We start from the raw sequence: 13,048 nt of genomic DNA, 5'->3' as shown, positions 1-13,048 counted from the left end.
TATTGCTCCTGAAACATTGATTGGAAATTATGTCTTTTCTCATCCGAGTCCTGCTCCCCGATGCCCCCGGGAGTCTTGGTCAGCTCGCCGATGCAATCGGCCAGGTTGAGGGTGACATCAAGTCCGTCGATATCGTTGAAAGCTTCAGTGACGGCACGGTGATGGATGACATCGTGGTTGAATTGCCAGCCGGATTTATGGCCGACTCGCTCATCACCGCCGCGGCTTCCGTGGAGGGCGTGGAGGTTGATTCCATCCGCCCATTTTCCGGCAGCGTGGACCGCCGTGGGCAGATCGATCTGCTCGCCCGCGTTGCGGCCGCGGCCGATGTAACCAAGGGTATGGAACAGGTAGTTGAGGCTATGCCGCAGGCCATGACCTCGACATGGGCGATCGTCATTGACAACAACGAGCCCATCCACCGCGTCGCTTCGTCTGTCGCCGCCCCGGAGGATGACGGCACCACCCCAGCCTCCATTCAGGTCGAAAGCCCACGCGCGCTCAATCCGGAGACCGAAACTTGGATTCCGGAATCGTGGTCCCTGCTGGATTCCGCCCTTGCCGCGGCCCCACTAGGCAACACCGGGCTAGTCATAGTCATGGGCCGCACGGGCGGACCTGACTACCTCGCCTCCGAGGTCGAGCACCTAGGCAACATTGGCACTATCTTGGGCGCTTTCCTTAAGAAATAGGACAGAACCAAACAGGGACCATATCCCCTTTCATCGAGCCCCACCACGGAACCGCTTCGCAACCCCGTCGCGTCGCAACCATAATAAGGCTGGGGAATCTTTACGTCGCTACAACTGGGGTGGCACTCAGCATGCCCTCCCGCATGCCCGAATGCGGCGCGTTTCCCAAACGACTGGTCGCAAAAGACTGACATCAACCATATTCGCCGGAAATCGACTTTCGGACAGGGGATTTTACTCGGTAGCAGTCTTTTGCGACCAGTCTTTTGCGTTTACAGGCGGCAATCGAGCAGTGGGGCGCGCTAAACACTCAGGCGAATAAAGGGTGAAGGAACCTAGATACAAAGACTTTCACCCAATCCCGGGGCGAGGCTGCACCCGTTTCGGCCAACCCCGTGGTCGATTAAAGCCATGTCCACGTACATGCCCAGCGGGGAGTCCTTCAGTTCGATGCATTCCCTCCAGCTAAACCGCACCGCGCCCGCCGTGTCCATTCGGATTAGTCAGATGCGGGCTTAGCACGGCGGTTCAGGTGCGCGCTCGGGAAAGTTTTGGGACTGCCGAACCTTATGCTTCGCCGGACTCAAGCAGCTGCTGGAACTCCTCTTCGTTAAGGATGCGCAAGCCCAGTTCACGCGCCTTGGTCTCCTTCGAGCCGGCATTCTCCCCCACCACCACATAATCCGTCTTTTTCGAAACAGACCCAGAGGCCTTGCCTCCGCGGGCGATAATGGCCTCCTTGGCCGAATCGCGGGAGAAGTTCTCCAAAGTGCCGGTTACCACGATGGTCAGCCCCTCAAGGGTTTGCTCGGCCTTGTCTGACTCATCGACCTCCATCGTCACGCCGGCAGCGGTCCACTTGTCCACGATGCTGCGGTGCCAGTCAACCTCAAACCAATCCTTGAAAGACTCGGCGATGATGGAACCCACTCCATCGGTTTGGGCGATATCCTCCACGTCCGCCTGACGCGCGGACTCGAGCGAGCCGTAGCGAGTGGCTAGGGCTCGGGCGGCGGTTGGGCCCACGTGCCGGATGGATAGCGCGCGAATCACGCGCCACAAATCCGTATGACGGGCCGTCTCCAAGTTGGCCAGGAGCTTCTTGCCCGATGCATTCAGCTTGCCAGCCTTGGTGGTGTACACGTCAGAGCCCAGCAGCTTTTCCTCATCCAAATCAAAGAGATCTGATTCGTCTTCCAGCACGCCGCGCTCAATCAGATCCCGGGCACCCTTTTCACCCAGCGCCTCAATATCGAAAGCGCCGCGGCCGGCAAGGTACTCCAAGCGCGCAGCTAGCTGGGCTGGGCACGTGCGCTGGTTCGGGCAACGCCAGTCGGCGTCCCCTTCTTTCTGCGGGGCCAGCTTGGTGCCACACGATGGGCAGTTCTCGGGAAACTCCCATTGCGTCTCGCTACCATCGCGTAGCTCGGCTACCGGACCCAGGACCTCCGGAATGATTTCACCGGCCTTGCGGATGGTGACGGTATCGCCAATGAGCACGCCCTTGCGCTTGACCTCGGACTGATTGTGCAGCGTGGCCATGGATACGGTGGAGCCGGAGACAAATACCGGCTCCATAATGGCGAAGGGGGTCACGCGGCCGGTGCGGCCCACTCCAACCTCGATGTTGAGAAGTTTCGTGGTGACTTCTTCCGGCGGATACTTATAGGCAATCGCCCAGCGAGGCGCACGCGAGGTGGCACCGTATGAACGCTGTGAAGCCAGGTCATCTACCTTGACCACCAGGCCGTCCATTTCAAACTCGGCATCGTGGCGGTGATCCGCCCAATACTCCACCTGTTCCTGGACCGCCTTGGCCGTCTCGACGCGCTTGGTATACGGGCTAACAGGTAGCCCCCACGCGGAAATGGCCTGGTAGGCATCGTGCTGGGAAACCGGATTAAATCCCTCGCGTGCGCCAATACCGTGGGCAATCATGTGCAGGCGGCGCTTTTTTACCTCTTCCGGATCCTTCATGCGCAGCCCACCGGCCGCGGAATTGCGGGGGTTAGCGAACGGCGGCTTGCCCTCCTCTACGCGCTGGGCGTTGACTTCTTCGAAATCGCTAGGCTTCATGTAGACCTCACCGCGGATTTCCACCAGGGCCGGCACCGGGTATTCATCGGTGCCAGTGAGCTCATAGGGAATATCCTCAATCACCTTGGCGTTAGCGGTGATATCCTCACCCACGCGGCCGTCACCACGGGTAGCCGCGGTCACCAGTTTCCCGTCGCGGTAAACCAAGTCAATGGACAGGCCATCAATCTTGAGCTCAGCTAGGTAGGCCGCCGCGGGGGTGCGGGCGAGCCACTCCGCCATTTCCTCTGCGCTAAAGACGTTATCCAGGCTCATCATGCGCTCTAAGTGCTCGATGTCCGCGAACGCGCTGTCACCGGGGACTGCGCCCACTTCCTGGGTCGGGGAATCCGGGACGGCCAGTTCTGGATGCTCTTGCTCTAGCTTTTGCAGATCGCGGAACAGCTGGTCAAACTCCGCGTCGGAAATCACCGGCTGCTGGTTGTAATACAGCTCGCGGTGCTTGCGCACCTCCTGGGCAAGTTCGGACCATTGACGCTGGATATCCGCCGGGTCCACGGCGTTATCCGGCTCCGGATTGCCAGAGTTACTAGGGCTAGGTGTCTTCGCAGTATCAGTCACAAGGCACCAGTGTAATAGAGCGATAGACACTGATGGCTTAACGCAAGCCTGCCTTTGCTACGTAACTGTCCGCCGGAGCTACTAAACTAATTCGCATGACTTTTGATGCTTCCCGAATGCTCAGCTTCGACCTTGAGACTACCTCCGCAAACCCGCATGAGGCGCGCATCGTGACCTCCGCGTTGGTGCGCATTGAGGGCTCACACGTGGACGCAAGGGAAACCCTGGCTGACCCGGGCATCGAAATTCCTGAGGCTGCGGCGAAGGTGCACGGCATCAGCACGGAAAAGGCCCGTGCAGAGGGCCGCCCGCACGATGAAGTACTCAAAGAAACCGTGGAGACTATCAAAAAGGCTTGGGATGAGGGTCTTACCCTTATCGTATACAACGCGGCCTATGACCTGACCGTCCTGCGCCAGCTGACCGGCGATTTTACCGTTACCGGGCCTGTTTTTGACCCATTTGTGGTTGACAAGATTAAGGACAAATACCGCAAGGGCAAGCGCAACCTTGGTGACGTATGCAAGGAATACGGCGTGGAGCTAGGCAATGCGCATGAGGCTACATCGGACGCGTTTGCGGCGGCCCGCATCGCCTGGAAGCAGGTGCGCCAGCGCTGGCCGGAGTTGGCCCAGATGAGTGAGGGTGAACTGATGGAATTCCAAGCCGTGGGCTACTACGAGATTCAGGAATCCCTGAAGCGCTACTTCGAGGCGCAGGGAAAAGACGGCAGCCAGGTCAACACCTCGTGGCCTTTGCAGAGTTCATAGAGTCTCAAAAACGGACCTGCCAGCCCTTTCAAATTAAGAGAAATCTTTCTGCCCCACTGGAGACTTCGCAAGCAACGGCCCCGGCCGAGACTGTCGATGTCAGTCCCACTGGCGCGGCACATCGCTACGCGCAGGCACGCACCAGCGCAGGCCGGATAGCTCCGGGTAGCCATGGACCAGGCAACCTCGACGGTTCAACCCAGCCGGCTACAACATGCCCACGCCACAGGCACCGCAAATGGAAAGGCGCTAGCGGCTCAACGGCGAGGGCGCGCGGCGCCGCGGCAAGCGGGTTAAAGGTCACCGGCGTCACGCTCGAGCATCCCTGCGGTCTCCGCGGCGAACGCGTAGTCTGCGGCGGGTGTGGCGCTTAGGGGCCGGGGGATGACATCCATCGAAATCACGAGGTAATCGCGGTTCAGGCCTAGAAGGTCTGCATACTGCGCAATAGCAATAGCAGTATCGCGCGGCGGGGCTGGTTTTATGGCCAGCCCCACTCGCCTGCCAGCATCGAGGTGGTGGCCTAGCCCGTCCACGTGGCGCGGAGTCTGTACCCCGTCCCAGTCAACGATTACCGTCTGGGCGCTGCGCGCTACCTCCCAATCCGGGTCCTGCCCGGTGAGGTTTAAGTAATCCGCCTCGAAACGCTCAAGCGCACCGTGCATTACTTCGGCGGCAACGGCGGGAATATCATCGAAATACGTGGTCCCTTCAAGACGGCCGCCCAAGATGTCCGCGGCCAAGGGCTCATCAAGCTGCAGAACGGTATCCGCGTTAAAGCGGCGGCTAATCTCGGCCCGGTGGGAATCCGCCGCATCGAGCAGCGCCTCATAGAGATCGTTGCGCGCCCCGCGGTCCGTAATGACCCGGTGGCCGTTGGACAGTTCCACGGCCGCGGCCAGGCTCCACGGCCCCACCAGCTGGACCTTCACCAGCGGGACGTTTTCACCCCAGACCTCCGCGATCTCATCAAGGTCGCGCTCCATGCGGTCCCATGTGCGGCGGGTCAGAAGCTGCGGGCGGGCGGTCATCTGCCAGCTGCGCGGGCCGCGGTCAACGTTGACGGCCTTGATCAGCCCGGCCGTACGCCCAATGGCATCGGAACCAAGGCCGCGCTCGGGCAGTTGCGGCAGGTGCGGCAGGTGCCCGGTCTCCCCCATGACAATGTCCGCCGCCTCAGCGATGGAGATCCCCGGCATGGGGCCCAATCCAAATCCAGTCATCTGCGTACCAAGCCCTCTTAGGCGGTGGCGCAAATGGTGCCGGACCCTAGCACAATATCCCCTAGCTCGTCCGGGGATGGCAGGTAGAGCACTGCCGCCTGGCCTCGGGCCACGCCCTGGAGCGGCTCATGGAGGCGTAGGGTCATCTGGTCCGCCTCACGGTCAACCACCGCGCTGCAGGAGACCACGGAACCGTGCGCGCGGACCTGTACCTGGCACTCAAGCTCTCCGTCCATGGCTGGGTGGAGGAACTTCAAACGGTCCGCATGGATTTCCTTTACCGCTAGATCTTCCTTGGCGCCCACCGTGACCACGCCGGTCTGGGCGTTAATGTCGGTGACGTAGCGCGGGCGGCCGTCGGCAGCGGGGACGCGAATATCAAGGCCCTTTCGCTGCCCAATGGTGTAGTTCCAGGCGCCGTCATGTTCCTTGAGCTCGGTGCCGTCTTGGTCCACGATCATGCCCGGGCGCAGGCCGATGCGCTTGCCCAGAAACGCCTGGGTGTTGCCGTCCGGGATGAAGCAGATGTCATAGCTATCCGGCTTTGACGCGGTGGAAAAACCATGCCGCGCGGCCTCCTCGCGGATATGTGGCTTAGGCGTGTCCCCAATGGGGAAATAGCAGTGCGCCAGTTCCTCTGCGGTGATAACTCCCAGCACGTAAGACTGGTCCTTATTTTCATCCAGGCTGCGGCGCATGTAGCCCTCATCATCCAGCGTGGCGTAGTGGCCGGTGGCCACCGCATCGAAGCCCAGGGCCATACCCTTGCGCAGCAGCGCGGCGAATTTGATCTTTTCATTGCACCGCAGGCACGGGTTGGGGGTTTCGCCGCGGGCGTAGGAGTCCACAAAGTCGCCGATAACCTCTTCCTTGAACTCTTCGGAAAAGTCCCACACGTAAAACGGCACGCCTAGTTTGTCGCAGATGCGGCGGGCATCGGCGGAATCCTCAAGGGAACAACAGCCTCGGGCGCGCTCACGGGTCTGCTGGGCGTCTTTATGCAAGGCAAGGTGCACGCCCACGACCTCATGGCCGGCTTCCACGGCTCGGGCAGCGGCAACGGAGGAATCTACTCCTCCACTCATAGCAACAAGAACACGCATAACCCGGCAGTGTACCCTTGTTGGGGTTATGGGAAGAAAGCGCGCAGCAGAAGACGGAATTGTCGGCACCTACGAGATATCCACGGGTACCGCGGTTATTAGTGAGGACCGCTTCCGCCCGGGGTCGTATCTCTTAGAGGTCAACGGCGTTCCCAGTTCCCACATTGTTCCGGACGCCCCGCGTGAGCTTGAGTTTGAGTACATGCGTTGGATTGCCGCGGCCATCGAGGAGTTTGCCCTTGGTAGACGCATCACCCACCTCGGGGGCGCCGGTTGCTCGTTGGCCCGCTATTTCGCGGACGTGTGGCCAGACTCGCGCAATACCGTGGTGGAGCTGGATGCGAAACTGGGCGAACTGGTGCGCGAGAAGTTCGATATCCCGCGCGCTCCGTTGGTGAAAATCCGCGCGGGTGAGGCACGCGCGGTCACGGAGGGATTCCTCCCCGGGTCCCGGGACGTCATCATCCGTGACGTGTTCGCCGGGTCCACCACCCCGCGCCCTTTCACCACAGTGGAGTTCTTCCAGGCGGCCAAGTCAGCCCTGGATTCGACCGGGCTGTACGTGGCCAATTGCGGTGACCATGCTGACATGGCCGTGGCCAAGGCCGAGATTGCCGGTATGCGCGAGGTCTGGGAGCATGTGGCCGCCATCGCGGATCCGGCCATGCTCAAGGGCCGCCGTTACGGCAACATCATCCTGCTGGGTTCTTCTCGCCCCCTGCCGTCCGACGCCGCCGAGGTCCCCACCCTCACCAAAAAGCTGCTCGGTGGCGCCGTGCCCGCGCAGTACAAAGGCCCCGCGTGGATGCGCAAGCATGCCACCGCAGCGCGCCACGATGCCATAACGCAATAAACCCCGGGCCACAGGGGCCCGGGGATGACACCAAGGAAACGGGGTGTTACTCGTTAGCGTCCGGTAGCTGCGTGGGAGAGCGCGTCGGCCACGGCGCGAGAGTCGATTGCCGGCAGGTCGACGCCCGCTCCCCGGGCCGCGTTGGCGACCTTGTCAACCTGGGCAGCGGTCAATGTGAGCTCGCTATCTACACCGCCGAGGTGCGCGGCGTTATCCAGCAGGATTGCAAGGTCGCCCACGGTACTATCGCCAGCGGCCATGGCTTGAAGTTCCGAGATTGGTAGCTCACCGGCGGCATTGAGATCCTCTACGAACCTAGCTAGTTCCCCAGCCGCCTGGGCGCCAAGGCCGGACTCCTTGGCCGCCTCAATGATCGCCGGTGCCGCCGCGGCGCCCACGCCCAGCGCCAGGATGGCGCCGATGAGCAGGGATGCGTCCTCCCCCAGGTCTGGTGCGCCAGGGACCACAAGGCCATTGAGAACGCCGCCGAAGTTGCCGTAGTTACCCGCGGCGAAGCTTGCCAGCTGGGCATCGTTACCGTTAAACAAGTTCATGTCCACAGGGCCGGTGACGCCGTTTACGCGGCCGGATTCGGAGCGCTGCCAGAAAGCTAGCTTGCTCCAGCCGCCGACCGGCTCCGGGGCCTGCGCCTGGTAGGCCGCCAGCCACAATGGGTACTCGGAGAACTGTGTGGTGTTTGCCATGTGATCAGTCCAGAAGTACCGGTAGGTGTAGATCATCGGCGTACGCCCGGTCAGGGCCTTGAGTTCATCTGTAAAGGCCCTGGTCCACGCGATGAGTTCCCGCGGGCTCTTGCCCTCGGAGACCTCTAGGTCTAGCACCGGCGGCAAGGAGTGGTGTGGCACGCGGGCAATTTGGGCGGCGTAGGTGGCGGCCTGCGCACGCGGGTCGCTGGCTGGGCGTGCGTAGTGGTAGGAGCCTACCTTCATGCCCGCGGCGTCTGCGCCACGCGCATCTTCTTCGAAGAACTCGTTGGTCCAGCCTATGCCCTCCGAGGCCTTAACGAAGGCGAAGGATTGACCATCCGCGCGGACGGTCTTCCAGTTAATTGGGGCGCCACCCGGGTGTTGGTGACCTGCGACGTCTACGCCGGAAGGGGCGCCAATGGTCAAGGCGCGGGCCTGCGGTGCGGCTTGTGCGGTAAAGAGCAACGCGGCGGATGCAACCAACGCGGTCAAGGCGGAAAGAAGTCCCTTGGGTTTAAACATGCTTGCGAGGGTACCCAACACGCCCCACTATTCACACGAGTAACACGCTAAACATGAGTAACTTTTGTACCGGGCACGGATCGGTCCGCGGCGGCTACCCCAGCGGCCCGCCGTCCCACCCTGAATTGGGGTTGACCTTGACAGGAACCGGGAGGCGGCGGGCTTAAGCCATAAGGGGCCAAACCTTAGGAATTAGCCGCGCGGGCCCGCTCTACAATGCCCGGGAGTTTTTCGACGAGATAGTTAACGCCCTCATCTGTGGTCGCGGTACCCATGGTAAAACGCAAAGTACCCCCGGCCTCTTCCGCCGTCACGCCCATTGCCTCCAATACGTGTGACATCTGGTTTACGCCCGCGTGGCAGGCGGACCCGCTGGAGGCCTCGATGCCGGCCATATCGAGCAGCATGATGAGGCTATCCGCATCCGCCCCCGGGAAGGATACGTACACGTGGGAATGCAGGCAAGGCTCCTCAGAGCGCAGGACTGCGCCGTCAATCCCCATGCAGGCTTCGATGATCCTCGAACGCCACACTTCCTGATTCCTCGCGTGAGTAGCCGCCTCGCCTAAGGATTCCTCAAGCGCCGCCGCCAAGGCCGACGCGCCTGCAACATCGACAGTTCCCGGGCGAAGTTTGCGCTCCTGGTTGGCCCCAAACATCACCGTCGCTGGGGCTGGGGCGCGCTTCGCTAACAGGAAGCCGGTACCTCGTGGCGCACCGAACTTATGGCCGCTAGAGGACAAGGAAGTAGCCCCCAAAGCAGTGAAGTTCAACGGAATCTTTCCCACTACCTGCACCGCATCCACGTGGAACGGGGTCCCCTGCGCCGCTGCGCGCTCAATATACCGCTCCACCGGGAACAGGGCGCCCGTCTCATTGTTGGCCATCATCATGGTGGCCACGTCGGCGGGGGCATCGAGAAGCTCGATGGCGCTGCCTTCAAAGTGCCCGTTGCCGCCCACGGGCATGTAATCAACGGAGGCCCCGCGAGAGGCCAAGTGATTTACGGTCTCACGCACCGAAGGATGCTCAACGGGCGTTGTTACCACCCGATTGGTCGTGCCTACCTCGTACAAACCACGGATAGCCAGGTTGTTGGCCTCGGTACCGTTGGACGTGAAGATAACCTCGATGGGTTCACAGCCCATTAACTCGGCTACTTTCTCACGCGCGTCATCCAGCACGGAGCGGGCCTGGCGGCCGGAGGCGTACTGAGCGGAGGCATTCAACGCAGAAGAAGCCGCAACCCACGCATCCACTGCGATTTGGCGGATGGGCGAGGTTGCGGCGTGATCGAAGTAAAAAGCCATGCGGCCCATACTACTCCACCGGCTAGACGGCCGAACGCCGCCAACCGGGAGCCTCTTTACGTGGGACTATTTGCGGGAGTTGAGTTCCGCAGTCAGCGCTGGGGCAATCTCGTGGAGGTCACCCACAACGCCGAGGTCCGCAATCTGGAAGAAAGGCTCATCCTGGTCCTGATTTACTACCACGATGGTGCCAGAGGTCTGCATGCCAGAGGTGTGCTGGATGGCACCGGAGATACCCAACCCAATGTAGAGGTCTGGGGATACGGTCACACCCGTCTGACCAATCTGGTGGCCAGGGTCATAAAAGCCCTCATCCACCGCGTCACGGGTTGCGCCCACGGCTCCGCCAAGAACGTCTGCCAATGGCTCGACCACGCTGGTAAATTCCGAACCCACACCGCGGCCGCCGGCCACAACAACCTTCGCGGAACCAAGGTCCGGGCGGGCAGTCTTCTCGACCGGCGTGAATGCGGTAACCTTCACGTCCCTTTCGGTCGCCTCGGGCAGCGGCATGGGCGCCACGACGGCCTCCGCCGGCACCTCTTCGGCCTCGACGGCGCCAGGGCGCACCGTGTAGACCGGGCACGGGCCCGCGGCAGTAGCGGTGGTTTCATAAGTGCCACCGAAAATCGAGTGGCGCGCGGAGCCGTCTTCGTTGATGGCCACGACGCCGGCCAACGCGCCGGAAGCGAGGCGGGCCGCGACGCGGCCGGCGATCTCGTTGCCGGTTGGTGAGGCCGCAATCACGATTGGTGCCGGGTTGGCCGCGCCCAAGGCGTGAAGCGCGTCCACCTCGGGAACGATCAGGCGGGAATCATAGTCAGCGGCGGAGGCATCAACCACCTGGGCCGCGCCCAACGCGCCAAGGGTGGGGGCCATGGACTCGGCCACACCGGGGGCGCCAACCACGACGGCGGATACGGCGCCCAGCGGGCGTGCCGCGGTGATCAGCTCGGCGGTAATAGGATTAAGCTGGCCTGCTTCGTGCTCGACCAGAACGTATACGTGAGACATGGGTTTTCTCCTTATAAACAGTCGAGTTAGATGAGGTTTTTAGCTTCGAGGTAGTCCGCAACCTTCTTTGCGGCCTCCTCGGCGCTCACTCCGGAGATCACCTCTCCAGCGGTACGCGCCGGGCGCTGCTCCGAAGCGGTGACCTGGGTCGTTGCAGCGGCGCCCCCAACCTGCGCAGGATCCACGCCAATGGCGGCCAAATCCAGCTTGGTAACCTCTGCCTTTTTCGCCGCCATGAGCCCCTTGAAGTTTGGGAAACGAGGCTTATCCGTCTTATCGGTCACGCTAACAATGGCGGGGAGCTTTGCCTCCAGCTCCCAGTTGCCGCGGCTGTCCTCACGCACGCCCTTGATGACGTCACCAGCCAGCGCTATGGACTTCACATTGGATAGGGCGGGGACCTGCCGGTACTCGGCGAGCAGGCCGGTAAGCAGGCCCGTGGATGAATCGGAGGCGTAATTGCCCATAACCACAAGCTGCACATCCTCGATGGAATTCAATGCGTTGCTCAGGGCCCACGCGGTGCCTAATGCGTCGGTGCCGGCGAGCGCATCATCACTAACGTGCACGGCCTCGTCAGCGCCCATTGCCAGGGCCTTGCGCAGGGCCTCGTCCGCCGCCGCGGGGCCCATGGTCAGGGCCACAACCTTGAAACCGGCGTCCGGGTTGTCATCGCGCAAACGCAGCGCCTGCTCAACGGAGTATTCATTAATCTCGTCAATCACGTTGTCCACAGACTCACGATCGAGGCGATTGTCAGCGTTGAGGTTTTTAGAAGACCACGTATCGGGTACATACTTCACTAGTGCCACGATGGAAGGCATTAAGCACAACCTTTCTCACAGTTATATAAGGTGCGCACTATCTAGCCGCACAGAGTCTTTGAGATTTTCTCCACGCCATAGTAGTAGCGCCGAGCGCAAAAGGCACGTGAGTATTCTCGACCGTTCGTGGAGTTCTCACTCCGCGATCAACTACCGGTTTCGCCCTCAGCCAGCGGACGCCCACTTGCGCTCGGAGCAGATAAGCGCCACGCCATTGCGGCCGATGCGCGTCATCACCACAGCCATGGGTTTATCCCCTCTGAGCTTAAGCTTTTTGCGCAACTGATCCGGATCAACGTCGATGCCGCGGACCAAGATTTCGACCCGCCCCGCGCCATGCGAGGCCAACGCTGCCTTGAGCTTTTTGACGGGCACCGCCTCGATGAGTTCGAACCCGGATGTTCCGGCGGGAATATTATTTCCAGTCAGGTACGCGATGTGGGGATCGATCTGCCACAGCCCCTCGCGCGCGGCATAGTGGCGGACCAGGCCCGCGCGGACCACGGCGCCGTCTGGGTCAATGATAAACCGGCCCAAAGCGCCAGCCTCCGGCAGGTCATCCGCGGAATCGTCGAGGTAATCCAGAACACCGCCGCGAATAATCACCGCCTCGCGCCGCCCTAAGCGTCCTGCGGCCGCGGCGAGTCCGGGGGTATATACGCAGGCCTCTTTTACCCCGCCGTCGAGGCTGACCACTGACACCAGACCCTCCCAGTGACTGAAATCTAGGCCCGGCGCGCATTTAATGGCCATCTCGCGGCCGCGGTAGGCATCGATGAGATCTGGCAGGGGCGGCATCAGTTTGGCCGGGTCCGTGATCCGGGAGCCACCGGCGCGGCGGGCCGGGTCCGCCACCACTACCCCATCCTTGCTTACTGGGCCAAGCGCATCCGCCTGGGCAAAGTGACCGGCTGGCACGTTATAGCGGGCCATCCGCAGGCGCACGCCATCCAGATCAGAGCCAAGGTAGGTAACGTTCTTGCGGGTAAGCGCTGCGCCCTCCGTGCCGATGGAACACGTTACATCATGCACCAATTCGACCCCGGCGCGTGCAAGGAGGCTGGCGCGGTATTCGGTGACCGCTAACGGTGTTGCCTGTTGAACCGATTCCGAATCGGCCAGCCACTGTGACGGAACCTTCCCGGTGGCGCGCGCGGATGCGAGTTCCATAACCGCGCGGCCGTAGTCTCCGCAGTGTTCGCGGGCGATAGACGCGTCTTGGAGTTGGGTCTTTTTGCTCAGGCCTAATTGCGAGATGACTGCATCAATTTCCCGCGCATGCGTGCTCAGGTAGTCAAGTTCAGTAACCGAGTAGGCCATTTTCTTTAGATTCCGTGATTCTAGGGTGATTTTTAGGTCCCCGGTGGGCGCT

Annotated in this window: 11 protein-coding genes; 3 read left to right on the top strand and 8 right to left on the bottom strand. The window is 61.7% G+C overall.

Annotation, left to right across the window (positions count from 1 at the left end; genetic code table 11):
* Positions 1-29: 29 nt before the first annotated feature.
* Positions 30-692, top strand: a complete 663-nt coding sequence (locus tag CENDO_RS04840) for an ACT domain-containing protein (protein WP_136141034.1) — start codon at positions 30-32, stop codon at positions 690-692.
* A 567-nt stretch (positions 693-1,259) separates the two neighbouring features.
* Here the strand turns inward: CENDO_RS04840 and ligA are convergent.
* Complete coding sequence (gene ligA / locus CENDO_RS04835) at positions 1,260-3,287, bottom strand: NAD-dependent DNA ligase LigA (protein WP_136142149.1); 2,028 nt, start codon at positions 3,285-3,287, stop codon at positions 1,260-1,262.
* 158 nt (positions 3,288-3,445) lie between these two features.
* On the opposite strand from ligA, the gene CENDO_RS04830 reads away from it, so the two are divergent.
* Positions 3,446-4,120: a 3'-5' exonuclease gene (locus CENDO_RS04830; protein WP_136141033.1), complete on the top strand. Its 675-nt coding sequence runs from the start codon at positions 3,446-3,448 to the stop codon at positions 4,118-4,120.
* 293 nt (positions 4,121-4,413) lie between these two features.
* On the opposite strand, the gene CENDO_RS04825 is transcribed toward CENDO_RS04830, so the two are convergent.
* Both CENDO_RS04825 and mnmA read right to left on the bottom strand, forming a co-directional pair.
* Entirely contained in the window at positions 4,414-5,343 is a 930-nt protein-coding gene (locus tag CENDO_RS04825) for a uroporphyrinogen decarboxylase/cobalamine-independent methonine synthase family protein (RefSeq protein WP_136141032.1), read from the bottom strand.
* A gap of 17 nt (positions 5,344-5,360) precedes the next feature.
* Positions 5,361-6,446, bottom strand: a complete 1,086-nt coding sequence (gene mnmA, locus CENDO_RS04820; protein WP_136141031.1) for a tRNA 2-thiouridine(34) synthase MnmA — start codon at positions 6,444-6,446, stop codon at positions 5,361-5,363.
* 28 nt (positions 6,447-6,474) lie between these two features.
* Between mnmA and CENDO_RS04815 the strand changes: the two genes are divergently transcribed.
* Positions 6,475-7,299: a spermidine synthase gene (locus tag CENDO_RS04815; RefSeq protein WP_136141030.1), complete on the top strand. Its 825-nt coding sequence runs from the start codon at positions 6,475-6,477 to the stop codon at positions 7,297-7,299.
* Positions 7,300-7,352: 53 nt separating this feature from the next.
* Here the strand turns inward: CENDO_RS04815 and CENDO_RS04810 are convergent, their stop codons facing one another.
* The 5 genes from CENDO_RS04810 to CENDO_RS04790 all read right to left on the bottom strand — a co-directional run bounded on the left by CENDO_RS04810 (position 7,353) and on the right by CENDO_RS04790 (position 12,996).
* Entirely contained in the window at positions 7,353-8,528 is a 1,176-nt protein-coding gene (locus tag CENDO_RS04810; RefSeq protein ID WP_136141029.1) for a glycoside hydrolase family 25 protein, read from the bottom strand.
* 185 nt (positions 8,529-8,713) lie between these two features.
* Positions 8,714-9,838 carry a cysteine desulfurase family protein gene (locus tag CENDO_RS04805; RefSeq protein ID WP_136141028.1) on the bottom strand — a complete coding sequence of 375 codons (1,125 nt, stop codon included), beginning with the start codon at positions 9,836-9,838 and terminating at the stop codon, positions 8,714-8,716.
* A gap of 66 nt (positions 9,839-9,904) precedes the next feature.
* Complete coding sequence (locus CENDO_RS04800; protein ID WP_136141027.1) at positions 9,905-10,852, bottom strand: electron transfer flavoprotein subunit alpha/FixB family protein; 948 nt, start codon at positions 10,850-10,852, stop codon at positions 9,905-9,907.
* 26 nt (positions 10,853-10,878) lie between these two features.
* Complete coding sequence (locus CENDO_RS04795) at positions 10,879-11,676, bottom strand: electron transfer flavoprotein subunit beta/FixA family protein (protein WP_136141026.1); 798 nt, start codon at positions 11,674-11,676, stop codon at positions 10,879-10,881.
* Positions 11,677-11,841: 165 nt separating this feature from the next.
* A complete protein-coding gene (locus CENDO_RS04790; protein WP_136141025.1) occupies positions 11,842-12,996 on the bottom strand; it encodes a THUMP-like domain-containing protein in 1,155 nt (384 codons plus the stop codon).
* Between the last annotated feature and the right edge of the window lie 52 nt (positions 12,997-13,048).

This window comes from Corynebacterium endometrii, from assembly GCF_004795735.1.
In the GTDB taxonomy this organism is placed as follows: domain Bacteria; phylum Actinomycetota; class Actinomycetes; order Mycobacteriales; family Mycobacteriaceae; genus Corynebacterium; species Corynebacterium endometrii.
This window is presented reverse-complemented; position numbering and strand designations above follow the sequence as displayed.

What these genes read in the sequence shown, in the direction of transcription:
- CENDO_RS04840 (WP_136141034.1), top strand. Translation starts at nt 30, where the DNA reads ATGTCTTTTCTCATCCGAGTCCTGCTCCCCGATGCCCCCGGGAGTCTT.
- CENDO_RS04830 (WP_136141033.1), top strand. Translation starts at nt 3,446, where the DNA reads ATGACTTTTGATGCTTCCCGAATGCTCAGCTTCGACCTTGAGACTACC.
- CENDO_RS04825 (WP_136141032.1), bottom strand. Translation starts at nt 5,343, where the DNA reads ATGACTGGATTTGGATTGGGCCCCATGCCGGGGATCTCCATCGCTGAG.
- mnmA (WP_136141031.1), bottom strand. Translation starts at nt 6,446, where the DNA reads ATGCGTGTTCTTGTTGCTATGAGTGGAGGAGTAGATTCCTCCGTTGCC.
- CENDO_RS04815 (WP_136141030.1), top strand. Translation starts at nt 6,475, where the DNA reads ATGGGAAGAAAGCGCGCAGCAGAAGACGGAATTGTCGGCACCTACGAG.
- CENDO_RS04810 (WP_136141029.1), bottom strand. Translation starts at nt 8,528, where the DNA reads ATGTTTAAACCCAAGGGACTTCTTTCCGCCTTGACCGCGTTGGTTGCA.
- CENDO_RS04805 (WP_136141028.1), bottom strand. Translation starts at nt 9,838, where the DNA reads ATGGCTTTTTACTTCGATCACGCCGCAACCTCGCCCATCCGCCAAATC.
- CENDO_RS04800 (WP_136141027.1), bottom strand. Translation starts at nt 10,852, where the DNA reads ATGTCTCACGTATACGTTCTGGTCGAGCACGAAGCAGGCCAGCTTAAT.
- CENDO_RS04795 (WP_136141026.1), bottom strand. Translation starts at nt 11,676, where the DNA reads ATGCCTTCCATCGTGGCACTAGTGAAGTATGTACCCGATACGTGGTCT.
- CENDO_RS04790 (WP_136141025.1), bottom strand. Translation starts at nt 12,996, where the DNA reads ATGGCCTACTCGGTTACTGAACTTGACTACCTGAGCACGCATGCGCGG.